This is a genomic window from Pantoea sp. PA1, assembly GCF_056856975.1.
In genome coordinates this window covers 275,410-298,554 of sequence record NZ_JBXGEE010000001.1, presented here as the reverse complement: position 1 = coordinate 298,554, position 23,145 = coordinate 275,410, and the positions used below count along the sequence as shown (strand labels likewise).

Sequence of the window (23,145 nt, the reverse complement as noted above, 5' to 3'; positions counted from 1 at the left end):
AACTGTGCGACATCCGATTATCAGGCTGTTTGTCATGCTGGCGGTGGTCATCACCGCTGGCTGTGGTTTTCATCCGCGTGGCACCACACAGGTGCCCAGCGAACTGAAAACCCTGATTGTTTCAACCGGCGATCCTTATGGACCCCTTGCGCGTACTGTGCGTCAGCAGCTGCGTATCAACGATGTCACTATTGTTGAAGACACTAAACAGAACCGCACCGATATTCCGACGCTGCGTCTGGGTCCTGAGGTGTCGGGGCGTAACACCGCCTCGGTCTTTATCAGCGGCACCTCTGCGGAGTATCAGCTGGTCATGACGCTAACGGCGCAGGTCCTGTTGCCGGGCAAAGGCATCTATCCTATCAGCACCACGGTCTATCGTTCATTCTTCGATAACCCGAACGCGGCGCTGGCAAAAGATGCCGAGCAGGATCTGATTACGCAGGAGATGCGTCAGCGTGCGGCCGAACAGCTGATACGTAAGCTGCTGACCGTGCATGCCGCACAGATCAACAACAAAGAGACCTTACCGGCGTCCGTGATTCCGGTACCGGGCCAGGTTTCAAAGGAAGCGCCCACTTCCTCTGCCACCAGTCTGCAATGATCAGGATTTATCCTGAGCAACTCAGCGCGCAGCTCCGTGAGGGGCTGCGCGCCTGTTATTTATTAACCGGAAACGAACCGCTGCTGTTGCAGGAGAGTGCCGACGCCATTCGCGCCGCCGCAACCGCGCAGGGATTCCAGGAACATTTCAGTTTTACGCTGGATGCGCAGACCGACTGGGAAAGCCTGTTTGTCAGCTGCCAGTCACTGAGTCTGTTTGCCCAGCGTCAGACCCTCACGCTGCAATTCCCCGACAATGGCCCTAACGCCGCAATGGCTGAGCAGCTGGTTAAGCTGTCACAGCTGCTGCACGCCGATATCCTGCTGGTCTGCCGGATGGCAAAACTGACCCGCGCGCAGGAAAACAGCGCCTGGTTTAAAGCGCTGTCCGCCTCTGCGGTCATGGTGCCCTGCCAGACGCCAGAGCAGGCGCAACTGCCCCGCTGGGTGGTGAATCGGGCCAGAGCGCTGAAGCTTTCGGTGGATGACGCCGCCGTGCAGCTGCTCTGTTACTGCTACGAAGGCAATCTGCTGGCGCTTGCTCAGGCGCTGGAGCGGCTCTCACTGCAGTGGCCTGACGGCAAACTGACGCTGCCGCGGGTGGAAGAGGCGGTCAGCGATGCAGCGCACTTCACCCCTTTCCACTGGGTGGATGCGTTACTGGCAGGCAAAAGCCGCCGCGCCCTGCATATCCTCCATCAGCTGGAGAAAGAGGAGAGCGAGGTGGTGATTCTGCTGCGTACGCTGCAGCGCGATATGCTGACGCTGCTGCATCTGCAACGTCATCAGGCACAACAGCCGTTGCGCACGCTGATGGATCAGCAGCGGATCTGGCAGAATCGCCGCGCGCTGTTCACCGAGGCGCTGCAGCGACTCGACGCTGCCCGTCTGCAACGCGCGATCCATCTGCTGAGTCAGATTGAGGTGACGCTGAAGCAGGATTATGGACAGCCGGTGTGGCCTCAGTTGCAGACCCTGACGCTGCTGCTCAGCAGCCGGGCTTTTCCGACGAGTTTTGCGCATGTCTGAGTTGCAGGCGCTGTTTGGCGGCACGTTCGATCCGATTCATTTCGGCCATCTGCGCCCGGTCGAAGCGCTGGCGCAGCAGACCGGTCTGCAGCGCGTGACGCTGCTGCCCAATAATGTCCCTCCCCATCGCCCGCAGCCGGAAGCCAGTGCGAACCAGCGGGTCGACATGCTGCGCTGTGCCATCGCCGGTTTGCCGCTGTTTGATATTGATACCCGTGAGCTGGCGCGCGATACGCCCTCCTGGACCGTGACGACTTTGGAGGCCTGGCGCGCCGAACGCGGTGCCGCCCAGCCGCTGGGATTTATCATTGGTCAGGACTCCTTACTGAGCTTAGCCAGCTGGCATCGCTGGCAGGATCTGCTGTCACTCTGTCATCTGCTGGTGTGCCAGCGGCCAGGCTATGCCACGCGCTTTGAGGCGCCAGAGATGCAGCAGTGGCTCAATGAACACCTCGCCGGCGATATCCGGCAGCTGCACCAGCAGCCTGCGGGCCATATCTGGCTGGCAGACACGCCGCTGTATAACATTTCGGCAACCGAAATCCGCCGCCGCCGCCATCAGAACCTGCCCTGCGACGACCTGTTGCCCCCGGCGGTGATCGACTATATCGACCGCGAAGGCTTATATCGCGACTGATCCGGGCATGCTATACTGCGCCGCTTAATTTTCTGGCTGCACTTTCCGGGCTCGCAGCCGGCCCGATACCATCAGATTCAGAGGGGAACCTTTTGCAAGGTAAAGCACTCCAAGAGTTCGTTATTGATAAGATTGATGATCTCAAAGGTCAGGACATCGTGACCATCGACGTTCAGGGCAAATCCAGCATTACCGATTTCATGATCATCTGCACCGGCACCTCTACGCGTCATGTGACCTCGATCGCAGAGCACGTTGAGCAGGAGTCCCGTTTAGCTGGCCTGATGCCGTTAGGCATTGAAGGTAAAAGCGCGGCGGACTGGATCGTGGTTGATCTCGGTGATGTCATCGTGCACGTGATGCAGGAAGAGAGTCGCCAGCTGTATGAGCTGGAAAAACTCTGGAGCTAATCGGTGAAACTGCAACTTGTTGCCGTCGGCACGAAAATGCCCGACTGGGTGCAGACCGGTTTCATGGAGTATCTGCGCCGCTTCCCGAAAGATATGCCACTTGAGCTGACTGAAGTTACCGCGGGGAAACGCGGCAAAAATGCTGATATCAAACGCATTCTTGAAAAAGAGGGCGAAGCGATGTTAGCGGCGGTCGGCAAAGGAAATCGCATCGTCACGCTGGATATTCCCGGTCATCCGTGGGAAACCCCGCAGCTGGCGCAGCAGCTTGAACGCTGGAAACTGGATGGCCGCGATGTCAGCCTGCTGATTGGCGGGCCTGAAGGCCTGGCCCCCGCCTGCAAAGCGGCGGCAGAGCAGAGCTGGTCCCTGTCAGCATTGACGTTGCCCCATCCGCTGGTGCGCGTGCTGGTTGCGGAAAGTCTGTATCGAGCCTGGAGCATCACGGCAAATCATCCTTATCATCGTGAATGACCGATCAGCCCACAGCAGACATGACAAGTAGCGGATGAAATTACAAAGCAACGCCTTTCGCGATTACAGCGCCGAACAGAAACTCTTTGTCCGTCGGGCGTTTTTCGCCTTCGTCGGTATTTTGCTGCTCTCTTCAATCCTGGTGGTGAACCTTTACCATCTGCAGATCCTTCGCTTTGATGATTACAGTACCCGCTCCAACCAGAACCGCATAAAACTGGTGCCTGTCGCGCCCAGCCGCGGCATTATCTACGATCGTACCGGCACGCCGCTGGCGCTGAACCGCACCATCTATCAGGCTGAACTGGTGCCGGAAAAAGTCGATAACCTGCAACAGACGCTGGAGAATCTGCGCCCGATCCTGGAGCTGACGGATGAAGATCTGGAAAACTTCCAGAAAGAGCGTAAACGCTCGCGTCGTTTTACCTCCATTCCGGTGAAAACCGCGCTGAATGAGGTGCAGGTCGCCCGTTTTGCGGTCAATCAGTACCGCTTCCCCGGCGTGGAAGTGAAAGGCTATCAGCGCCGCTACTACCCATACGGCTCCACGCTGACGCATGTGGTCGGTTACGTCTCCAAAATCAACGATCGTGATGTGGCCCGCCTCGATAAAGAGGGGATCTGGCCAAATTACGCTGCGACCCACGATATCGGCAAGCTGGGCATCGAAGCCTATTATGAAGATCTCCTGCACGGTAAAACCGGCTTTGAGGAGGTTGAGGTCAACAACCGTGGCCGGGTCATTCGTCAGCTGCATGAGGAGTCGCCTCAGGCGGGCCGTGATATCTATCTGACGATCGATCTCAAGCTGCAGCAATATATTGAAACCCTGCTGGCGGGCAGTCGTGCAGCGGTGGTCGTCAGCGATCCGCGCACCGGCGAAATCCTCGCCATGGTTTCCACCCCCAGCTACGACGCCAACTTATTTGTCGACGGGATTTCCAGTAAGGATTACCGCGGCCTGCTGGAAGATGAAAACCGCCCGCTCTATAACCGCGCGATCCAGGCTGCCTACCCTCCCGCCTCTACGGTCAAACCCTATGTCGCCGTCTCCGCCATGAGTGCCGGGGTGATTAACCGCAACACCAGTGTTTTCGATCCTGGCTGGTGGCAGCTTCCCGGTTCCGAAAAGCGTTTCCGTGACTGGAAGAAATGGGGCCATGGTCGTCTCAACGTCACCAAAGCGCTGGAAGAGTCTGCCGATACCTTCTTCTATCAGGTCGCCTATGACATGGGTATTGACCGCCTCTCTGAATGGATGAACAAGTTTGGCTACGGCAGCCGGACCGGTATCGACCTGCCGCAGGAGAGCGCCGGCAATATGCCGACCCGTGACTGGAAGATGAGACGCTTCAAAAAGCCGTGGTATCAGGGTGACACCATTCCGGTGGGCATCGGCCAGGGCTACTGGACGGCCACGCCGCTGCAGATGAACAAAGCGATGATGATTCTGATTAACGATGGCATCATCCGTGTGCCGCATATCCTGCGCGCTACCCGTGAAGGCCGGACGCTGGTGCCCTATCGCCAGCCGCCTGCCGCGCCAATTGGCGATATCCATTCCGGCTACTGGGAAATCGCCAAAGATGGCATGTATGGCGTGGCAAACCGCCCTAACGGCACCGCGCACAAGAGCTTTGCGGATGCGCCCTACAAAATCGCCGCCAAGTCCGGTACGGCACAGGTCTTTGGCCTGAAAGAAAATGAAACCTATAACGCCCACAGAATTGCTGAACGATTACGCGACCATAAGTTAATGACCGCGTTTGCTCCCTATGACAAACCTCGGGTTGCCGTGACCATTATTCTGGAAAACGGTGGCGCCGGTCCGGCTGTCGGCACCGTCATGCGCCAGATTCTCGATCACATCATGTTAGGTGATAACAATACAGTCCTGCCGGACGCCGCCCCGGTGCCGCCCGGTTATGAAGGTGAATAAACATGTCGATGCAAGATAGTCCGCAGAAACGATCAATCTGGATGCGCATCCACATCGATCCGCTGTTTATGCTGATCATCCTCGGCCTGCTGACCTACAGCGCCGTGGTGATCTGGAGTGCCAGTGGTCAGGACCCGGGCATGATGGAGCGTAAACTGGGTCAGATCGCGATGGGTCTGGTGATCATGATTGTGCTGGCGCAGGTTCCACCGCGTGTCTATGAAGGCTGGGCACCTTACCTCTATATTGTCTGCGTGATCCTGCTGGTGGCGGTAGATGCCTTCGGTCAGATCAGTAAAGGCGCACAGCGCTGGCTCGATCTCGGCTTTGTCCGTTTTCAGCCCTCGGAGATTGCCAAGATCGCGGTGCCGCTGATGGTCGCGCGCTTTATTAACCGTGACGTCTGCCCGCCGACGCTGAAAAATACCGGTATTGCGCTGGTGCTGATCTTCGTGCCTACCCTGCTGGTGGCCGCGCAGCCCGACCTCGGTACCTCCATCCTGATTGCCGCCTCCGGTTTGTTTGTGCTGTTCCTGTCAGGGATGAGCTGGAAACTGATTGGCGTGGCGGTGCTGCTGGTGGCCGCCTTTATCCCGATCCTGTGGTTTTTCCTGATGCACGACTATCAGCGCGATCGCGTCATGATGCTGCTCGACCCGGAAACGGATCCGCTGGGTGCCGGCTATCACATCATTCAGTCAAAAATCGCCATTGGCTCGGGGGGACTGCGCGGCAAAGGCTGGCTGCAGGGCACCCAGTCTCAGCTGGAGTTTTTGCCGGAACGTCACACCGACTTTATCTTTGCGGTTCTGGCTGAAGAGTTAGGCCTGGTGGGCGTGCTGCTGCTGCTGACCCTGTATCTGCTGCTAATCATGCGCGGACTGGTGGTGGCCGCGCGGGCGCAGACCACCTTTGGCCGGGTCATGGCGGGCGGTTTAATGCTGATTTTATTCGTTTATGTTTTCGTTAACATTGGCATGGTTAGTGGTATCTTACCGGTGGTTGGCGTACCGCTGCCGCTGGTCAGTTATGGCGGCTCCGCGCTAATCGTGCTTATGGCGGGATTTGGCATCGTGATGTCGATCCACACTCACCGAAAAATGTTATCTAAAAGTGTCTAAGAGGCTGCAGATGCGTAAGGAATGGCTTGGCGTTGCACTGGCATCACTGGTTCTGGCGGCCTGTACCACGCCGGAACCCCAAAATACGGCGCCGCCGCAACCGGCATACAATGGACCGGTGGTAGAGATTCCGGGCGTTGAGCCACGTTATGAGCCGGTTAATCCGGGCACCAGCCAGGATTACAGCGTCAACGGCAAAAATTATCGCATCGTTAAAGATCCCTCCAACTTCAGTGAAGTCGGTCTGGCCACCTGGTACGGTGAAGAAGCGCAGGGCAACCGCACCGCCATCGGTGAAACCTACGATCCCGATGCGCTGACAGCGGCCCACCCTACCCTGCCGCTGCCGAGCTATGTGCGCGTCACCAATATCGCCAACGGTCGTCAGATTGTGGTGCGGGTGAACGATCGCGGTCCTTATACGCCGGGTCGTATTATCGATCTCTCCCGCGCCGCCGGTGACCGCCTGAATATCTCGAACAATTCGCGGGTGCGGGTCGACTTTATCAAGGTCGCGCCTGACGGATCACTCTCCGGTCCCGGCACCATCGGCACCGTCGTAGCGAAACAGAGTTACGCCCTGCCCGCCCGTCCGGACCTGAGTGGTGGCGCAGTCATGAATGGTGGCAGCGCAGCGGCTGCTCAGCCGCCTGCGCAGAATGTGGACGCCATCAGTAACAGCACGCTGCAGAGCAGTGACAGCATGGGTGCACCGGTGCAGAGCAGCGGCTTTCTTGGCGCACCCCAGCCTTTAGCGAGCGGCGTGCTGGAAGGCAGTGAACCGCCCGCTGCCGCCGTTGCCGCACCGGCAGCGGTTGCTGCTCCCGCCGCCGCCAGCGCCGCGCCTGCGGCCAGCCGGGGAACCGCAGCGGGCTATGTCGTGCAGGTCGGCGCGCTGAACGATCCGGCGCGTGCACAGCAGATGATGAAAAGCCTGAGCCAGCGTTATGGTGTGCCCGGGAAAGTCGAAGACGCAGGCAACAATGTTTATCGCGTGCAGCTTGGCGGGTACGCTACCCGCGCCGAAGCCGCCGCGCTGCAACAGCGCCTGAGCAGTGAAGGCCAGACCGCTTCATTTATTACTAATACGCGTCGCTGATCCGTTTGTCAGACCGCTGCACGTTACGTCTGCTAACAACCCAATCATTTCACCCCATGCCAGCGCCCCTGGCATTGGGTATGATAAGTGACTTTTTTAAACCTCAAACTCACGGATGTTGTAGTCCTACACATGAACACGCTGAAATCCTCTCGTTTGCTGAAACGCCTGACAGTGGGATCACTGATCGCTTTCTCCCTCAGCCATGCTGCTATCGCTGATGACGTCAATCTCAAGACCATGATTCCGGGCGTACCGGACATTGATGCCGAAGCGTATGTCCTTATCGACTACAACTCGGGCAAAGTGCTGGCGGAGAAAAATGCCGATGCACGCCGCGATCCTGCCAGTCTGACCAAGATGATGACCAGCTACGTCATCGGTCAGGCCGTGAAAGCCGGTAAAATTCATCAGGACGATATGGTCACCATCGGTCAGGATGCCTGGGCCACCGGTAACCCGGTGTTTAAAGGCTCCTCGCTGATGTTCCTGAAGCCAGGCGACCGCGTACCGGTTTCTCAGCTGCCCCGTGGGATTGTGCTGCAGTCCGGTAACGACGCCTGTGTAGCGATGGCTGACTATGTTGCCGGCAGCCAGGACGCGTTCGTTAATCTGATGAACAACTACGTCAAAGCGCTTGGCCTGCAGAATACCCACTTCGGCACGGTGCATGGTCTGGACGCTGAGGGTCAGTACAGCTCCGCGCGCGACATGGCGCTGATCGGTCAGGCGCTGATCCGCGATGTGCCGGAAGAGTACGCCATCTATAAAGAGAAAGAGTTCACCTTCAACAATATCCGTCAGATGAACCGTAACGGTCTGCTGTGGGATACCAACCTGAATGTGGATGGGATCAAAACCGGTCACACTAACTCGGCAGGTTTTAACCTGGTGGCATCAGCGACAGAAGGCCAGATGCGCCTGATTTCTGCCGTCATGGGCGGACACACCTTTAAAGGCCGTGAAACGGAGAGCAAGAAACTGCTGACCTGGGGCTTCCGTTTCTTTGAAACCGTCGCACCGCTGAAAGCAGGTAAAGAGTTCGCCTCTGAGCCGGTCTGGTTCGGCGATAATGACCGCGTGCAGCTGGGTGTGGAAAAAGATGCCTACCTGACCATTCCACGTGGCCGCATGAAAGATCTGAAGGCAAGCTATGTGCTGAACAACACAGAACTGCATGCCCCGCTGAAGAAAAACCAGGTCGTCGGCAGCATCAACTTCCAGCTGGATGGCAAAACCATCGAACAGCGTCCGCTGGTGGTACTGAATGAAATTTCCGAAGGCGGTTTCTTTGGCCGTATCGTTGATTACATCAAGCTGATGTTCCATCACTGGTTCGGTTAAGCGTGACGGGTGATTGAAAAATCACCCTTCCGCCCCCATTACACGATATTATGATGCTCCCGCTCAGGCGGGAGCCTGTTTTTTATGCACCGGAGTCAATATGAAAACCAAACTGAATGAGCTGCTCGAATTTCCTACCCCGTTTACCTACAAAGTAATGGGTCTGGCGCAACCGGAGCTGGTTGATCAAGTGGTTGAAGTGGTGCAACGTCATGCGCCCGGCGACTACAGTCCTGAAGTTAAGCCGAGCAGCAAAGGCAACTATCACTCGGTTAACATCACCATCAACGCAACCCACATCGAACAGGTCGAGCGCCTGTACGAAGAGCTGGGCAAGATCGAAATTGTCCGGATGGTGCTGTAATTTACGGGTCGGCAAGGCGCCTGTGCCTGACGGTTTGCCGACATTATCCAGCGATTCTTCTTTAGCGGATTCTCGTTTTGTCAGTTGAAACCCTTCTCGTCCGTCAGTCCGGTCTGCGCGACTGGCAATCTGTCTCCGATGCCATGCACCACTACACCGACCAGCGCGATGAACAGAGTCGCGACGAAATCTGGCTGGTCGAACATCCGCCGGTCTTTACCCAGGGCCAGGCAGGAAAAGCAGAACATCTGCTGATGCCGGGAGAGATTCCGGTGGTGCAGAGCGACCGCGGTGGCCAGGTGACCTATCACGGTCCGGGACAGCAGGTGATGTATGTCCTGATCGATGTCAAACGCCGTAAGCTTGGCGTCCGCCAGCTGGTTACGATTCTGGAAGAGACGGTGATTGCCACCCTGGCGGAATCTGGCGTCAGCGCCCGCGCGCGTGCCGATGCCCCTGGCGTCTACGTGGGTGAAGAAAAGATCTGCTCACTGGGATTACGCATCCGCAAAGGCTGCTCGTTTCACGGTCTGGCGCTGAATGTAGCGATGGATCTCTCCCCCTTTCTGCGGATTAACCCCTGCGGCTACGCCGGCATGAGCATGACCCAGTTAAGTCATTTCCGGCCGGGCGTTACGACAGAACAGGTTCGTTCACCGCTGGTCAGCGCGTTTGCGCGGCTGGCCGGTTACGACCATGTTGAGTGGACCACGGATGATCTGCCGGTTCAGCCTTAGCGCTGAATGCGAATTTACAAATATGTAACTTTTCCGCGCTGACGGTGGCTGCTTCCCGGGCCCTGAGATGATATAATTTTTGCACTTTTTTCAAATAAAGTTGAAAGCACCCTTCCCGGTTTGAATGGGAACGCTTTCAAATCGCAATCCGACCGGAACCTGCTGATTTATGAGTAAACCAATTCAGATGGAACGCGGCGTCAAATATCGTGACGCAGACAAAATGGCGCTGATCCCGGTGAAAACCGTGGCTGTTGAACGGCAGGAGATGTTGCGTAAGCCGGAATGGATGAAAATCAAGCTGCCAGCTGACTCCAGTCGTATTCAGGGCATCAAAGCGGCGATGCGTAAAAACGGGCTGCACTCGGTCTGTGAAGAGGCCTCCTGCCCTAACCTCGCCGAATGCTTTAACCACGGCACCGCCACCTTTATGATCCTAGGCGCAATCTGTACCCGCCGCTGTCCGTTCTGCGATGTGGCCCATGGGCGTCCCAACGCGCCTGATGCCGGTGAGCCCGCAAAGCTGGCGCAGACCATCGCCGACATGGGACTGCGTTACGTCGTGATCACCTCGGTTGACCGTGACGATTTGCGTGACGGTGGCGCTCAGCATTTTGCCGACTGCATCAGCGCGATTCGCGAAAAAAATCCGACGATCAAAATTGAGACGCTGGTGCCGGACTTCCGCGGCCGTATGGATCGCGCGCTGGAGATCCTCACCGCGACGCCACCGGATGTGTTCAACCACAACCTGGAAAACGTACCGCGCGTCTATCGTCAGGTTCGTCCCGGCGCTAACTACGAGTGGTCGCTGAAGCTGCTGGAGCGTTTCAAAGAAGCGCACCCGGATGTCCCGACCAAATCAGGTCTGATGGTGGGTCTGGGCGAAACGAATGCCGAAATCATTGAAGTGATGCGCGATCTGCGTCGCCACGGCGTCACCATGCTGACGCTGGGTCAGTATCTGCAGCCGAGCCGTCACCATCTGCCGGTTCAGCGTTACGTCAGCCCGGCCGAATTTGATGAGATGAAAGAAGAAGCGATGGCAATGGGCTTCACGCATGCGGCATGTGGTCCGTTTGTCCGCTCTTCCTATCATGCCGATATGCAGGCGAAAGGGATGGAAGTGAAGTAATTCCCGTTTTGCTGCTGCATAAAAACAAAAACCAGACTGCTGACAGTCTGGTTTTTTTATGTGTGCCTGAAATAAAAAGTAACAGTTATTTGCTGCAAATAACCGATTAATCTTTATGAACGACGCGTTCTGCAGGCACGTCTTCAGCCGTATTTCGGGTTGCACTGGTATCTTCATCTTTCATGGCTTTCTTGAAGCCCTTGATTGCGGAGCCCAGATCGCCACCCAGCGAGCGCAACTTGTTGGTACCAAAAAGCAGTACGATAAGCGCACCGATAATCAGCAGCTTGGCAATACTGATACCTTCCATATTTAACCTTTCAACTTTATCGAATAACGGTGACTGTTATTTACGCGCAGATTGCCTGTCACCACAAGCAGAATCTGTAACAGAGTAAGATCTGACACCCCTGCCGTCAGCGTATCCGGCTCAGGCTCTGTATGTTTCACTCTCCGTCGAGTTCAGGCCGGGCAAAACGCCGGTTCTCCAGCACCGGCAGTACCTGACGGGCATAGACAAGACGTTCGGGATCGAGGTCGGCAAACAGCAGTGCGGGCGCTTCCGCCGCGTTTGCTACCGCGACCCCCATCGGGTCCACCACCAGACTGTTGCCGATATTGCGCGGACCACACTCGCCCGCCGCCACCATATAGCAGGTGTTCTCCAGCGCTCGGGCGCGGGTCAGCAGTTCCCAGTGCATCTCTTTTAGCGGGCCTTTCACCCAGGCGGCAGGCAGCACCAGGACGTCGGCACCGTCCAGCGCCAGCCGCCGTGCCATCTCCGGAAACCGCACGTCATAGCAGGTCATTAAGCCCACCTTCATACCGGCCACCTCAATCAGCGGAGGAATGACCTGGCCGGGATTGACCCGCTGCGACTCCTGCATCGTGAAAGCATCATAGAGATGCAGTTTTTCATAGACGGCGATGATCTCACCCTGTCGGAAGGCAACCAGCACGTTAAGCGCTTTCTGCGCGCCGTCGGGAACATGCAGACAGAGGATCGTCGTCAGGGCACGCTCTTTGCTGGCTGCCAGCAGCTGGCTCAGGAAAGGGCCATCCAGCGGCTGCGCCGCTTTCAGCACGATATCGGGATCGGTAATGTCCCGCGCCAGCACGCCTTCCGGCAGGACCAGCAGATCGGCTCCCCCTTCCGCCGCCCGCTGCATCAGATCCAGACAGACAGCGGCGTTTTCCTGCCATTCACGACCAACGGCAAACTGCCCCAGTGCCACTCTCATCATTGTTCTTCTCCTGCTGTCGCCGTCAACAGCCTTCCGGCGCCCCTGTCAGAGGGATTCGCTCAGGCTGTCCCTGTTCACTGCCCTCATTGATCAACGCCGCGGCATTCTGCACTGCGCTCGGGCTGAGGAAGCATCGTAACCTGAACACACCGGGAAAGTCTGCCGGAGAGAGCCTGTCAGCTCAGGCGGGCTCCTGAAGGACGTGCGCAGGGCAACCGTTTCTGCTGCCTGTCTGGCGCAGAGAAAGCAGAAAGCACTGACCACCGGCCGCTCTCCTGCGGGAGGCTCACCTGCCAGCTGAAAATTAACTCGCCAGGGATTTAATATGATAACGGGGTGATTCGGCAAAGCCTTCACGTCCGTAGAAGAGATTCGCTTTCAGGCGCGACTGGTGGCAATGCACCTCCATGCGATCGCAGCCACGACGCGCCGCCAGCGCCTCAGCATGCTGAAGCAGCTGCTGCCCCATCCCTTTGCTGCGCTCGCCTTCGGCAATGCAGAAATAGCTGATGCGGGCAAAGTCACCGGCCAGCGCCAGCTGTGGAATGAAATGCAGGGAAAGGAACCCCAGCACCTGGTTATCCTGTTCCGCCACTAAGAGTGCTTCACTGGGATCGCTGCATAACTGCGCCAGACGCTGCTCAATAAAACCTTCGGTGCCGCCATAGCCTAATTCGCTGAGCAACGCACTCAGCGCAAAACTGTCTTTTAACTCTGCCTGCCGTATATTCATCCTGCCTCCTCACCCACCGGGATCTGTCACTCTGTTATAACGCGTTGCCCGCAAAAAAGCGGCACTTCAGCTTGTTATAAATATGTTACGAGGATTTATTGTGAAGCGTCGCGCAGTTTGTGCGGCAGACGAGCCAGCAGCGCAGGATAGACAGGAGAAGATGACGCGCAGATGACAGGCATAAAAAAACCCGCCATCAGGCGGGTTTTTAGAATTCTGACTGTTAACTTACAGGCTGATAACGTTAGCAGCAGATGGGCCTTTAGCACCGTCGGTGATTTCAAACTCAACGCGCTGACCTTCAGCCAGAGTTTTGAAGCCGTTGCTCTGGATTGCAGAGAAGTGTACGAATACATCTTTGCTGCCATCTTCAGGAGTAATGAAACCGAATCCTTTAGATTCATTAAACCACTTAACGTTACCTTTGATCTTAGACATCTATATTACCTTTACATGAAAAATGGACACTAAACTGTGTCGGCATCTAGTACAGCAATTGCGGAGGGATTTGTCCAGCACGATTTGATGAAAAAGTGATAAATATCGACTTTCTGTGCATCCATCACACTTTCCTGCTTTCCGACTTGCGAAATCGGTTTCAGCAGCTAGCGAACGCCTTTCCTCTTCTTCGCGCTAACACGCTGGAAAGTCATGCCTTTTTTGAATTTCAACTTAACAGGCGCTGTGGCTGAAAAAGAAAAATCTTATTGAGACCCGTTCCTGTTCTCTCTGACGATATGGCGCGTAAAAACGCCCTTTTTTTTCTCTGCCGGGTCAGCCAGGCGTCTGACGCTGGTGCAATTTTCAGGCGGCTGAAAGCCATGACACGATAAAAAATCACTTAATGCAAAAAAATTGCGATTAGTTCACCGCCAGTTTGCCTTTCTTTCCGACAAAATTGAGCCTGCCGTGCCGTTTATCCGCGCCAGGACAGGCCATCTGCGGGCGTTTTAGCCAATAGATGACAATCTTTGATCATGATCAATGAAGTGGTTTTTACAGGCCGGATTCGCATTTGGCAGCAAACATTCATGCTCATAAGACACTACTTTTCTCATCGCAGTGCGGAATAATATTGCATAGCAATAGATTAAGTCTGCTTAACCGGTCAGGGAACGCGAGCAGCACAGTGTCAGTCCAAAGGAGGTCATACGCAGGATGGTGATGAAAATACGTTGTAGTCAGTGTGGAAGCGCCCGGTTCGTTTTTGCTGATTACAAAGAGGGCCAGCGCACCTTTCATGGTGCCTGTTGCGCATGCTGTCGAAAACAGCTGGGCTCGCGGGATCTACTGCCGAATACGCCAATGGACCCGATTACACAGTGTCTGTTGGCCAGCCAGAAAACGTTTCGGGCACCTGATTAGGTGCCCGCTGTCGCAGAATCTTTAACAGAAATCAGAAAATCAGTTTGAACACCCCTGTCAGGGTCAGTAAGCCCACGATAAAAATGATCGCGATAATCCACAGAATAATTTTCATTTCCTTTTCCCTCGCTGGTTAAACAGGTTTCCTGTAAGCAGTATAGTCAGAAAACCAGGCTCTGCCGCTTCACTAAGTCGTTAACCGGTTACAGGTTCATCAACTTTTGCTTTTATTTGCATTCTGAGAGTGCGATCGCAACCCCGTCTTTTACCCGCCCTCTTTCTTCGTTTTACAGACGACTCCTGGCTAAAATTCAGGCGGCAAGGCAGATCTCAATCTCAATAGTGAGGAGATTGACATGAGTTGTGAGGAGATCGTATGAGCACGATTAATACCAGTATGGGCCGCTACAGCCTCAAGGCTAAAAACAGCGGTAACCACATCAAAGGTTCTTTCGCCATCAACGATGAGGGTGGCACTCAGCTCACGATGCAGGAGTTTGAAGAGCACTACCTTGATGATGTGGTGAATAATGTCATCTATCCCGTCACTGGCGGCAACCGCGAAATTGCGCGTGCGCTTCGGGAACAGATGGTGAAAGCCGGTTTTGAAGCGCCTCATTAAGCGGGCAGCGTTAACTGTTATCACCCATGGGCCGCATAGCGCGGCCCTCTTTATGAGCACCATAATCTTCAGAGAGCCAGCAGAGGGCCGCTGGCAGGCGGTGCCAGCGGCAGGGGATCAGATTACCCAGGAGAGCAGCAGACAGCCCACCAGGCCGCACACGGAGATAATGGTTTCCAGCGCCGACCAGGAGCGAATGGTCTCACCTATCGTCAGGTTGAAATACTCCTTGAACAGCCAGAAGCCAGGGTCGTTAACGTGAGAGAAGATGACGCTGCCGGACCCTACGGCGATCACCATCAGTTCCGGGCTAGCACCACTGGTGACAATCAGCGGGGCCACAATGCCACCTGCGGTAATCGCCGCCACCGTTGCCGAACCCAGCGCGATACGCAGCACCGCCGCAATAGACCAGGCCATAAAGATGGGTGACAGCTGAGTCGAGTGCATCATGCTGGCGATATATTTATCCACGCCGCTGTCGACCAGTACCTGCTTAAAGGCCCCGCCGCCACCGATGATCAGCAACATCATAGCGATGATTTTGATCGAGTCGGTCAGGGTATCCATTACCTGTTCCATTGAGCGGCCGCGGTTGAGGCCAAACGTGAAGATGGCAATCAGTACGGCAATCAGGGTGGCCATGACCGGGTCGCCAAAGAACTCGGCATAGGGCAGCAGCACATGCCCTTTTGGCAACAGCATCTCTGCCACCGCACGCAGGGCCATCAGCACCACCGGCACCAGGGCCGTCCAGACGCTGACCCCAAAGCTGGGCATTTCTGCTTCGGTGAACGTTTTCGGGTTATAGAGTCCCTGCGGAATCGGTTTGTCGATGCCCTTCAGGAAGCGGGCGTAAACCGGACCCGCCAGAATCACCGTAGGAATACCCAGCAGGGTGCCGAACAGCAGCGTTTTGCCCATGTCAGCATTGAACAGCGTGGCGATGGCGGTCGGGCCGGGATGCGGTGGCAGAAAGCCATGCGTAACGGACAGTGCAGCCGCCATCGGCACGCCGACATAGAGCAGCGGCACGCGCGCCGACGCCGCCACGCTGAACACCAGCGGCAGCATCAGTACAAAGCCAACTTCATAGAACAGTGCAAATCCGACGATAAAACCGGTCAGCACCAGCGCCCACTGAATGTGCTTTGTGCCAAATTTTTCGATCAGCGTGGTCGCGATACGCTGCGCACCGCCGCAGTCGGCCAGCAGCTTACCCAGCATGGCACCAAAGCCCATGATCAGCGCCAGGCTGCCGAGCGTGCCGCCGACACCCGCTTTGATAGACGTAATCACTTTATTAACCGGCATGCCCTGCATCACGCCGACAGCCAGCGCCACCAGGATCAGCGCGATAAATCCATTAAGCTTAAAGCGAATCATCAGCAGCAGCAGTAACGCGACGCCGATCGCCACATAGAGTAATGGCATAGGTTTTCTCCACCTTGCGCACTGAATGGAATCCAGTGTCGGTTGTTATCATGGTCCCCTGAGGGCTGCAAAACAGTGCGCCTGTAAGAATTTTATACATCCGGACAAACGCTGTTACCGATAACATGTTAAGGGTAACATCCGCAGTAAAGCACCACCCCGCCGGGGTGAATTTCTGTTTTGCGAAGATGATCAACTTTTTACCGGGACGTTATCAGAAAGTTTGCCAGTGCCGGCGGCGCGCTTTTCGTTACACTCAGATTTTAGTGAAATGTAAAAAGGATGCGCTGGTGAGTGTGAACCTGAGTGAGCTGTACAGTAATCAACGAACCCTCTTTGGCCGCGGCAGCCTCGATAAACTGGTGCCGCTGCTGGCCGCCCGGTCACAGCCTACCCTGCTGTTTTGCGGGCAATCCTTTCTGCAGGGCGCGGCGTATGAACGGATTAAAGCTGACCTGAACGCGCAGATTATCGGCTATGAAATTGTCAGCCATGAAGCCTCTCCTGCTGAGATAGATGGCTGGGTGGCACGCTGGCGGGGTCATGTGGATCGGGTGGTGGCCATCGGCGGGGGCAGCGTGCTGGATGCGGCTAAAGCGTTCAGCGCGATGATGCAGCATCCATTGCCGACGGCCCGCTATCTGGAAAAGGTGGGCGACAGCGCGGTTCAGCCAGTCACGTTACCGCTGATTGCTATTCCGACGACGGCCGGGACCGGCAGTGAAGTGACGCAGAATGCGGTGGTGACCGACCAGCGCGATATTCAGATCAAAGCCTCACTGCGCCACCCGGTTTTTGTCCCGGAAGTGGCTATTCTCGATCCCGATCTGCTGAAGGGGGCACCTGACCACGTGCTGGCGACCTGCGGGATCGATGCCTTTACCCACCTGTTTGAAGCCTACCTCTCCGCGAAAGGGAATCTTTTCACTCAACAGCTGGCCGTGACCGGCCTGCGTCAGTTTATCCAGGCCTGGCCGGCGCTGAACAGTGAAGAGAGTGCGGGCGATGCGGCAAGAGAGTCGATGATGATGGCATCGTGGCTGGGAGGAGTTGCGCTGAGCAGCGCCGGTCTGGGGGTCATCCACGGTATTGCAGGCGAACTGGGCGCGATAAAACCGTTTCACCACGGCGAAGTGTGCGGGCGGCTGTTGTTCCCCTTTCTGGATCTGCTGGCCGACAGCGATCATCCGCTGCAGCAGACACTGATGTCAGCGTTACATGGGCAGCTTTTCAGTGAAGCCACCGACTCACCCGCGCAGTTCCTCAAAACGTGGCTGCAGCAGCAGGCGATTCTGCCGTTCTGGCAGGGGGGGCCCACGCTGACGGGCGAAGAGTTGAAGTGGATTCTGGCGCGCGCCAACAGCAAAAATTCGCTGGTGAATTACAGCCGCGAACAGATGGAGACGATGATCGCCCAGGCCTGGCGCATCACGGCGTGAAGAGAGGCGGGCCAGATGACCCGCCTCTGCCCTTCCGAAAACCGCGTCTGCCCGTTACGCGGACAGATTTGCGAATGGCCCCTCACCGGCCAGCATCTGCTCAATCACCTGCAGCACGCCCTCTTCGTTATTAGCAGGGGCAGCATAGCGTGCTGCCTGCTTCACCCGCTGCGGCGCGTTGGCCATGGCAAAACTGAAACCAGACTGCTTAAGCATCTCCAGATCGTTGCCGCCATCACCAAACGCCAGCACCTGGTCGTGTGTGATGCCCCAGCGCGTGGCGAGCAGATCCAGGCCATGCGCTTTATGATTGCCCGGCACAATCAGGTCAACGGAGCCGTGTCCGCTTGAGGTTGCGGCCACACGACCATGATGCAGCCGCTCGATATCCGCCATCAGCGGCTCGATAGCGTCGTCAGAGAGATTCAGTGCGAACTTGAACAACCGATCATGCTGCACCTCATCCAGATGCTGAATCGGCTTCAGGCGATGACAGTAGTGACGCATCTTTTTCAGCCAGCTCTCTTCCATGCCGTCAAAGTAGTACGCACTTTCGCGTCCACACAGCAGATAACGCAGGCCGGGATAGTTGCCGTTTTGCAGGGTGTTGATGACCGCTTCGACATCGCGGCGGTCAAAGGCGCCGCAGAACAGCTCCTCATCACGGTCGATAATCCATGCGCCGTTTTCCGCCACAAAGGCGATATCGCTGGCGACCTCCGGAAAAAAGGATTTGAGCTGGTAGTACTGATTACCGCTGGCCACGACAAATTTGATGTCGCGGGCGGTGAGTTGCTGGTAGCAGGCGAGAAACCGGGATCGATTGTACTGCTTATTGTCGTCCAGAAAAGTGCCATCCATATCAACCGCAACCATCTTAACCGTCGTCATCATGACTCCTTACACAGGGAGAATGTCAGTGTGGAGTCTCAGGATAGACGCTGGCGGCGCAAAACGGAAAGAAAGCGGGATGGCCGCCGCCATCCCGTGGGTTCAATTCAGTGCGTTGTTCAGCAGCAGTGAGGTGATAATGCCGGTTGCCGCCGCAATCAGCACATAGTTGCCGTTGATGTCTGCCCAGTGTTCCCCCTGCGGCGGTTCAGGCAGTCCGCGCGCATCCCAGTCGTCAACGCGGTAACGGTCGTCACAATAGGCTCGCGGGATCGCATGGCCACGGCGAAACTCATGTCCCTGCCAGGCGAATGCGTCGCGCGGCTCATATCGCCCTCTGTCGTGACGGAAGCGCTCGTCATCATGACGCGCATGTTCAATCTCATGGCGTTCCCGCTCCTCATGACGATGGCGGTCGTCGCGGTCACGATCCGGATGCGGGCCGGGCCCCCACGCATCCGGGCCAGGGCCATCATTCTGATGCGGCACCGGCGGGCGGTGCGGAGCGCCGCGATCGTCTGCCAGCGTGGTCTGAGAAAAGAGCGTGCTGCATGTCAAAAGTGAAGCGATAAGCGTTAATGTTGTTTTTTTCATGGTACTGCCTCCGAAAATAACGGCTGTCAGGCACCGTTGATCGGCATCATGGCAATAATCCTGTATGGCAACATCTGTATAATTCTTAAAAACCGCCAATTTACAGACCATTACGCGTAATTATCACTTTCTTAACACTAAAGACCGCCCTGCCCGCTGGCTGACCGGCGCATCAGACAAAACGCCGATCGCCGCTGCCAGCGAAAACGTGTGTCAGGGTACGAAACCGCACCCTGACAGGGGCCGGTTATGGCGTACTGAGGATCACGGGCGCGTCAGGTAATCCCGTAAAGTGCGTCACGATGTGGTGGTAATCCGCTGTGGGGTCGAGGTCACGGAACTGTTGCGGATAGAGATCTTTCGCCAGAATCTCCATCCCGATAATGTTGTAGGGATGATTGTAGAAGTGATGGTAAACGCCATAGACGCGCTGCTCTCTGACCGGGGCGATCTGCGCCAGCCCCGTGCGGCTCTGTAAGCGCTTAAAGGTCGCGGTCACCTCGGTCTGATTCGCGCCATAACCAAACGGCAGCACATTGCTGTTCGGCCGCTTTGAGCCGGTCATGATGTAGACATCCGGCTTCATGGCAATGATCTTCTCCAGCGAAACAAAGCCGGAACTGCCGGGCAGCAGTGCAGAGCCAATATTTTTGCCGCCGACCGCCTCCACCAGCGCGCCCCAGCCGTTGTGTCCGTGGGTAAAGCAGCAGTTGTCGCTGTTACCGGCAATCGGCTCAACAAAAACCGTCGGCTTGTGCGGAACCTGGGCGATTTTCTCCTGAAGCGCCTGCCAGCGCTGCTGATAAAAATCGGCGTAGTCTTTTGCTTCAGCTTCACGGTTCAGCACCGTGCCGAGCACGCTCACGCTTTTCAGGGTATTCTCTTTCGGATGCAGCTCATCATCGAGAAAGAGTACCGGGATGTGCAGATTTTTCAGGGTGGCCAGCACGCCTGATTGTGTCAGCGCGGGTTTGGCGCGCAGCTGCGCAATCATCAGATCGGGCTGCTTCGCCAGCACGCTCTCCAGGTTGACCTGGCCCTGATCGTTAAAGCCCATATCCACAATTGAGGTCGCCTGAGGCCAGCGCTGCTTCAGCAGATCCCAGGTCTGCGTGTCCTGCTTTTTCGGCAGATTGTTCCAGGCCACGACCCGCTGAAACGGATTCTGTCGATCCAGCAGTGCCAGCGTCATGACGTCGCGGCCATCCTGCAGAATCACATGCTGAGGCTCTTTCTGCAGCGTAATTTTCTGTCCATCCATATCGGTCACGGTGACCGGATAAGTGGTGGCCGCGCAGGCGGTCGACAGCAAAAGTGTGGTGGCAGCAGCCATCCCGATCTTCATGTTCATCCTGTCCTTTAAAGGAATAATAATTATTCGCGTTAACTCTACCATGTCACTCTGTAACAACTGTAACCATTGCTAACCAGATACTTCAGTCGGGCAGGAGTGAGGGGATGAGCCAGATTCGGAAGCGCGGGAGGCGTGTATGACAGGGGGAACGGCAGGTGCCTCCCGGAGGAGGCACCTGCCGTGGGCAGGATTACTTCACCAGCGAATAGAAAATAGCGGAGATGGCAATCACTCCGATCAGCACCACAAACAGGTTGCTGATTTTTCCGCTGTACTGACGCATTGCCGGGACTTTCTGAATGGCATACATCGGCATCAGGAACAGGATCATGGCAATAACCGGCCCGCCCAGCGTCTCAATCATGCCGAGAATATTCGGGTCCAGCGTTGCCACCAGCCAGGTCGTCAGCAGCATAAAGAGTGACGTCAGGCGATTCAGTCTGGCCGGCGCGATCGCTTTACCGCGACTGCGCAGCGCTTTATTAACCATGCCGTTGAACCCTTCGCGCGCGCCAAGGTAGTGACCCAGGAACGATTTGGTGATCGCCACCACCGCGATCAGCGGGCCCAGCCAGGCAATCATCGGCACCTGAAAGTGGTTCGCCAGATAGGAGAGAATCGTGATGTTCTGCGCCTTGGCCGCATGCAGATCCTGAGGCGACAGGCTCAGCACGCAGCTGAAGACAAAGAACATCACTGTCACCACCATCATCAGGTGTGAGCAGGCCAGAATGCGCGAGCACTTTTTCTCAGCGGCGTCGCCATACTCTTCGCGCTTCGCCAGCGCAAAGGAGGAGATAATGGGAGAGTGGTTAAAGGAGAAGACCATCACCGGGATCGCCAGCCACAGCGTCATCCACAGGCTGCTGCCTGCGGGCTGAACGGTCAGCGTGGAGAGCGCCGCGCCGTGCCAGTGTGGGATCAGATAGCAGGCCATCAGCATCAGCACCGCGACAAAGGGGTAGACCAGCACGCTCATCGCTTTGACAATCATCTTCTCGCCAAAGCGCACAATGGTCATCAGCCCGACAATCAGCAGCAGCGACAGCAGCGCGCGCGGCGGTGGCACCAGCCCCAGCTGATTCACCATCAGACTCTCGACCGTATTGGTAATCGCAACGCTGTACATCAGCAGAATCGGGTAGATGGCGAAGAAATAGAGCAGCGTAATCAGCTTGCCCGCCCCGACGCCGAAATGCTCCTCAACAACCTCGGTGATATCACCGGCCGGATTTTTGCCGGAGAGGACAAAGCGGGTCAGCGCGCGGTGCGCATAAAAGGTCAGCGGAAACGCCAGTATCGCCATAATGATCAGCGGGATGAGGCCGCCAACGCCCGCATTAATCGGCAGGAACAGGACGCCCGCGCCAATCGCAGTGCCGTATAAACCCAGCATCCACATGGTGTCGGTTTTACGCCATCCCGTATCGACGTCACTTTCAAGCGCGCCCAGCGTGCCAGTTTGCGTGGTTTTCATCAGATATTCCGTGTTAAAAGCGCCAGTACCCTGGACCGCTGAAAGAGGTGTCGTCCCCTGCTTTCCGGTCCGGTCGCAGCGGAACCTGCGCGCGTGATGCTGCCAACACACATGCACAGGTAATCGTTTGCGTGCGCCACTTTTTACACTACCTGACGATAAAAGTTCAAGCCGCACCGATAAACGCGCACAGATTGCTGAAATAACCGTCAGGTTGTGCAGAGTGACTGCGGGGCAGATCATGCCATCTTTAAGGCCGCTTTACCGCACTAAAAAAGGTGATCCCTGTAACGATTAAGCGTAACGGACTACGCTTTAACTCTGACGTGTCGCGAAGGTGGCGACGCAAACACGGGAGAAGAGAATGAAAATTGCCTGTCTGGGCTGGGGATCGTTAATCTGGAAAACCGACGCGCTGCCGGTCGCCGGTGAGTGGCATCATGATGGTCCCGCCGTACCGGTGGAATTTGTGCGCATCAGTGATGGCGGTGAGCTCTCCACAGCGATCTGCCTGAATGCCAGTCCGGTGCCGGTGTGCTGGGCCTGGCTGAATACCGCTTCACTGGAGCGGGCCTGCCAGGCGCTGCGGCTTCGTGAGGCCATTCCGGACAACCGCGTTGATGGCGTCGGGATGATCACGGTGACAGATAACGCCACAGGCCCGCTGGCGGCGTGGGCGCAGGCCAGAGGGATTGAAGGTCTCATCTGGACTGATTTGCCCGCCCGCATGGCCGGTGTCGAAGGCCAGATAACGACGCTGAGTCAGGCGCGGCACTATCTGCAGCAGCTGAGCGGTGAAACGCGGGAACACGCTTTCCGCTACATTGAACAGGTGCCGGCGCAAATCGACACGGCTTATCGTCGCGCCTTTGCCGATCTGATGCGGTGGCAGCCCGATGCGCCCCTCGTCACGGTTGCTGACACCCGGACCCCCCCTCCCTGCCAGCCCGGCTGAGACGGGGCTTTCTCCTGTACCGCTCTGCTTACTCTTCTGAGGGTGACTACACTTCACGCAGGCTAAGGCTCAGATATCGCAACACTTCCCCGCGAGTGGTCACGGCTCACGGTCTGACCGCCCTCCCCTTGTCAGCAGGAGATGA

The 23,145-nt window shown here is 56.6% G+C and carries 25 protein-coding genes; 15 read left to right on the top strand and 10 right to left on the bottom strand.

Features of this window, described 5'->3' with window-relative positions:
* Positions 1-4: 4 nt before the first annotated feature.
* From lptE to lipA, 12 genes are all read left to right on the top strand, one after another.
* The gene (gene lptE / locus AC1V0D_RS01635; protein WP_009091493.1) at positions 5-604 is read left to right on the top strand and encodes an LPS assembly lipoprotein LptE; all 600 of its coding nucleotides are present in this window, start codon (positions 5-7) and stop codon (positions 602-604) included.
* Positions 601-1,632 carry a DNA polymerase III subunit delta gene (gene holA / locus AC1V0D_RS01630; RefSeq protein ID WP_009091495.1) on the top strand — a complete coding sequence of 344 codons (1,032 nt, stop codon included), beginning with the start codon at positions 601-603 and terminating at the stop codon, positions 1,630-1,632. Before lptE ends, holA begins: the two co-directional genes overlap by 4 nt.
* On the top strand, positions 1,625-2,269 hold the full coding sequence (gene nadD / locus AC1V0D_RS01625; RefSeq protein WP_140028217.1) for a nicotinate-nucleotide adenylyltransferase: 645 nt from the start codon (positions 1,625-1,627) through the stop codon (positions 2,267-2,269). The genes holA and nadD overlap by 8 nt, the downstream gene beginning before the upstream one ends.
* Before the next feature lie 92 nt (positions 2,270-2,361).
* A complete protein-coding gene (gene rsfS, locus AC1V0D_RS01620) occupies positions 2,362-2,679 on the top strand; it encodes a ribosome silencing factor (protein ID WP_312830330.1) in 318 nt (105 codons plus the stop codon).
* A gap of 3 nt (positions 2,680-2,682) precedes the next feature.
* The gene (rlmH, locus tag AC1V0D_RS01615; RefSeq protein ID WP_009091501.1) at positions 2,683-3,153 is read left to right on the top strand and encodes a 23S rRNA (pseudouridine(1915)-N(3))-methyltransferase RlmH; all 471 of its coding nucleotides are present in this window, start codon (positions 2,683-2,685) and stop codon (positions 3,151-3,153) included.
* A 34-nt stretch (positions 3,154-3,187) separates the two neighbouring features.
* Positions 3,188-5,092 carry a peptidoglycan DD-transpeptidase MrdA gene (gene mrdA, locus AC1V0D_RS01610; RefSeq protein ID WP_009091503.1) on the top strand — a complete coding sequence of 635 codons (1,905 nt, stop codon included), beginning with the start codon at positions 3,188-3,190 and terminating at the stop codon, positions 5,090-5,092.
* 8 nt (positions 5,093-5,100) lie between these two features.
* Positions 5,101-6,213, top strand: a complete 1,113-nt coding sequence (mrdB, locus tag AC1V0D_RS01605) for a peptidoglycan glycosyltransferase MrdB (protein WP_033736585.1) — start codon at positions 5,101-5,103, stop codon at positions 6,211-6,213.
* Positions 6,214-6,223: 10 nt separating this feature from the next.
* Positions 6,224-7,312 carry an endolytic peptidoglycan transglycosylase RlpA gene (gene rlpA / locus AC1V0D_RS01600; RefSeq protein ID WP_046101408.1) on the top strand — a complete coding sequence of 363 codons (1,089 nt, stop codon included), beginning with the start codon at positions 6,224-6,226 and terminating at the stop codon, positions 7,310-7,312.
* Between the two features lie 132 nt (positions 7,313-7,444).
* Positions 7,445-8,656, top strand: coding sequence for a D-alanyl-D-alanine carboxypeptidase DacA (dacA, locus tag AC1V0D_RS01595; protein WP_482906895.1), 1,212 nt, complete (start codon positions 7,445-7,447; stop codon positions 8,654-8,656).
* Positions 8,657-8,756: 100 nt separating this feature from the next.
* Entirely contained in the window at positions 8,757-9,020 is a 264-nt protein-coding gene (gene ybeD, locus AC1V0D_RS01590) for a DUF493 family protein YbeD (RefSeq protein ID WP_009091513.1), read from the top strand.
* Positions 9,021-9,097: 77 nt separating this feature from the next.
* Entirely contained in the window at positions 9,098-9,757 is a 660-nt protein-coding gene (gene lipB / locus AC1V0D_RS01585) for a lipoyl(octanoyl) transferase LipB (RefSeq protein ID WP_046101407.1), read from the top strand.
* Positions 9,758-9,926: 169 nt separating this feature from the next.
* A complete protein-coding gene (gene lipA, locus AC1V0D_RS01580) occupies positions 9,927-10,892 on the top strand; it encodes a lipoyl synthase (protein WP_009091517.1) in 966 nt (321 codons plus the stop codon).
* Between the two features lie 106 nt (positions 10,893-10,998).
* Here lipA and tatE read toward each other — a convergent pair whose 3' ends face one another.
* From tatE to AC1V0D_RS01555, 5 genes are all read right to left on the bottom strand, one after another.
* On the bottom strand, positions 10,999-11,202 hold the full coding sequence (gene tatE, locus AC1V0D_RS01575) for a twin-arginine translocase subunit TatE (protein WP_009091518.1): 204 nt from the start codon (positions 11,200-11,202) through the stop codon (positions 10,999-11,001).
* Between the two features lie 136 nt (positions 11,203-11,338).
* A complete protein-coding gene (locus tag AC1V0D_RS01570) occupies positions 11,339-12,133 on the bottom strand; it encodes a deaminated glutathione amidase (protein ID WP_046102024.1) in 795 nt (264 codons plus the stop codon).
* A gap of 307 nt (positions 12,134-12,440) precedes the next feature.
* Positions 12,441-12,869 (bottom strand): GNAT family N-acetyltransferase, encoded by a 429-nt coding sequence (locus AC1V0D_RS01565; RefSeq protein WP_009091522.1) that lies wholly within the window; start codon positions 12,867-12,869, stop codon positions 12,441-12,443.
* 228 nt (positions 12,870-13,097) lie between these two features.
* The gene (gene cspE / locus AC1V0D_RS01560) at positions 13,098-13,307 is read right to left on the bottom strand and encodes a transcription antiterminator/RNA stability regulator CspE (protein WP_006118399.1); all 210 of its coding nucleotides are present in this window, start codon (positions 13,305-13,307) and stop codon (positions 13,098-13,100) included.
* Between the two features lie 958 nt (positions 13,308-14,265).
* The gene (locus AC1V0D_RS01555) at positions 14,266-14,349 is read right to left on the bottom strand and encodes a small membrane protein YohP (protein ID WP_019105993.1); all 84 of its coding nucleotides are present in this window, start codon (positions 14,347-14,349) and stop codon (positions 14,266-14,268) included.
* A 261-nt stretch (positions 14,350-14,610) separates the two neighbouring features.
* Between AC1V0D_RS01555 and AC1V0D_RS01550 the strand changes: the two genes are divergently transcribed.
* A complete protein-coding gene (locus AC1V0D_RS01550; RefSeq protein ID WP_009091526.1) occupies positions 14,611-14,856 on the top strand; it encodes a hypothetical protein in 246 nt (81 codons plus the stop codon).
* A 117-nt stretch (positions 14,857-14,973) separates the two neighbouring features.
* On the opposite strand, the gene gntT is transcribed toward AC1V0D_RS01550, so the two are convergent.
* Positions 14,974-16,290 carry a gluconate transporter gene (gene gntT, locus AC1V0D_RS01545; protein WP_009091528.1) on the bottom strand — a complete coding sequence of 439 codons (1,317 nt, stop codon included), beginning with the start codon at positions 16,288-16,290 and terminating at the stop codon, positions 14,974-14,976.
* A gap of 290 nt (positions 16,291-16,580) precedes the next feature.
* On the opposite strand from gntT, the gene AC1V0D_RS01540 reads away from it, so the two are divergent.
* Positions 16,581-17,729 (top strand): iron-containing alcohol dehydrogenase, encoded by a 1,149-nt coding sequence (locus AC1V0D_RS01540; protein ID WP_482906894.1) that lies wholly within the window; start codon positions 16,581-16,583, stop codon positions 17,727-17,729.
* A gap of 54 nt (positions 17,730-17,783) precedes the next feature.
* Here AC1V0D_RS01540 and AC1V0D_RS01535 read toward each other — a convergent pair whose 3' ends face one another.
* The 4 genes from AC1V0D_RS01535 to AC1V0D_RS01520 all read right to left on the bottom strand — a co-directional run bounded on the left by AC1V0D_RS01535 (position 17,784) and on the right by AC1V0D_RS01520 (position 22,045).
* Positions 17,784-18,620 (bottom strand): Cof-type HAD-IIB family hydrolase, encoded by an 837-nt coding sequence (locus AC1V0D_RS01535; RefSeq protein ID WP_312829482.1) that lies wholly within the window; start codon positions 18,618-18,620, stop codon positions 17,784-17,786.
* 102 nt (positions 18,621-18,722) lie between these two features.
* On the bottom strand, positions 18,723-19,214 hold the full coding sequence (locus AC1V0D_RS01530; protein ID WP_140924590.1) for an RcnB family protein: 492 nt from the start codon (positions 19,212-19,214) through the stop codon (positions 18,723-18,725).
* Between the two features lie 247 nt (positions 19,215-19,461).
* Positions 19,462-20,559, bottom strand: a complete 1,098-nt coding sequence (locus tag AC1V0D_RS01525) for an ABC transporter substrate-binding protein (protein ID WP_111207367.1) — start codon at positions 20,557-20,559, stop codon at positions 19,462-19,464.
* A gap of 199 nt (positions 20,560-20,758) precedes the next feature.
* Entirely contained in the window at positions 20,759-22,045 is a 1,287-nt protein-coding gene (locus AC1V0D_RS01520) for an HAAAP family serine/threonine permease (RefSeq protein ID WP_312829471.1), read from the bottom strand.
* 364 nt (positions 22,046-22,409) lie between these two features.
* Here AC1V0D_RS01520 and AC1V0D_RS01515 point away from each other — a divergent pair, with 364 nt between their 5' ends.
* Positions 22,410-23,000, top strand: coding sequence for a hypothetical protein (locus AC1V0D_RS01515; RefSeq protein WP_482906893.1), 591 nt, complete (start codon positions 22,410-22,412; stop codon positions 22,998-23,000).
* The last annotated feature ends 145 nt before the right edge of the window (positions 23,001-23,145 follow it).

Excerpts from the sequence above, each read along its gene's own strand:
- nadD (WP_140028217.1), top strand. The coding sequence starts at position 1,625 with ATGTCTGAGTTGCAGGCGCTGTTTGGCGGCACGTTCGATCCGATTCAT.
- AC1V0D_RS01530 (WP_140924590.1), bottom strand. The coding sequence starts at position 19,214 with ATGAAAAAAACAACATTAACGCTTATCGCTTCACTTTTGACATGCAGC.
- lipA (WP_009091517.1), top strand. The coding sequence starts at position 9,927 with ATGAGTAAACCAATTCAGATGGAACGCGGCGTCAAATATCGTGACGCA.
- tatE (WP_009091518.1), bottom strand. The coding sequence starts at position 11,202 with ATGGAAGGTATCAGTATTGCCAAGCTGCTGATTATCGGTGCGCTTATC.
- AC1V0D_RS01555 (WP_019105993.1), bottom strand. The coding sequence starts at position 14,349 with ATGAAAATTATTCTGTGGATTATCGCGATCATTTTTATCGTGGGCTTA.
- AC1V0D_RS01535 (WP_312829482.1), bottom strand. The coding sequence starts at position 18,620 with ATGACGACGGTTAAGATGGTTGCGGTTGATATGGATGGCACTTTTCTG.
- ybeD (WP_009091513.1), top strand. The coding sequence starts at position 8,757 with ATGAAAACCAAACTGAATGAGCTGCTCGAATTTCCTACCCCGTTTACC.
- holA (WP_009091495.1), top strand. The coding sequence starts at position 601 with ATGATCAGGATTTATCCTGAGCAACTCAGCGCGCAGCTCCGTGAGGGG.
- AC1V0D_RS01550 (WP_009091526.1), top strand. The coding sequence starts at position 14,611 with ATGAGCACGATTAATACCAGTATGGGCCGCTACAGCCTCAAGGCTAAA.
- AC1V0D_RS01570 (WP_046102024.1), bottom strand. The coding sequence starts at position 12,133 with ATGAGAGTGGCACTGGGGCAGTTTGCCGTTGGTCGTGAATGGCAGGAA.
- AC1V0D_RS01525 (WP_111207367.1), bottom strand. The coding sequence starts at position 20,559 with ATGAAGATCGGGATGGCTGCTGCCACCACACTTTTGCTGTCGACCGCC.
- gntT (WP_009091528.1), bottom strand. The coding sequence starts at position 16,290 with ATGCCATTACTCTATGTGGCGATCGGCGTCGCGTTACTGCTGCTGCTG.
- rlpA (WP_046101408.1), top strand. The coding sequence starts at position 6,224 with ATGCGTAAGGAATGGCTTGGCGTTGCACTGGCATCACTGGTTCTGGCG.
- AC1V0D_RS01520 (WP_312829471.1), bottom strand. The coding sequence starts at position 22,045 with ATGAAAACCACGCAAACTGGCACGCTGGGCGCGCTTGAAAGTGACGTC.
- mrdA (WP_009091503.1), top strand. The coding sequence starts at position 3,188 with ATGAAATTACAAAGCAACGCCTTTCGCGATTACAGCGCCGAACAGAAA.
- AC1V0D_RS01565 (WP_009091522.1), bottom strand. The coding sequence starts at position 12,869 with ATGAATATACGGCAGGCAGAGTTAAAAGACAGTTTTGCGCTGAGTGCG.
- AC1V0D_RS01515 (WP_482906893.1), top strand. The coding sequence starts at position 22,410 with ATGAAAATTGCCTGTCTGGGCTGGGGATCGTTAATCTGGAAAACCGAC.
- dacA (WP_482906895.1), top strand. The coding sequence starts at position 7,445 with ATGAACACGCTGAAATCCTCTCGTTTGCTGAAACGCCTGACAGTGGGA.
- mrdB (WP_033736585.1), top strand. The coding sequence starts at position 5,101 with ATGCAAGATAGTCCGCAGAAACGATCAATCTGGATGCGCATCCACATC.
- cspE (WP_006118399.1), bottom strand. The coding sequence starts at position 13,307 with ATGTCTAAGATCAAAGGTAACGTTAAGTGGTTTAATGAATCTAAAGGA.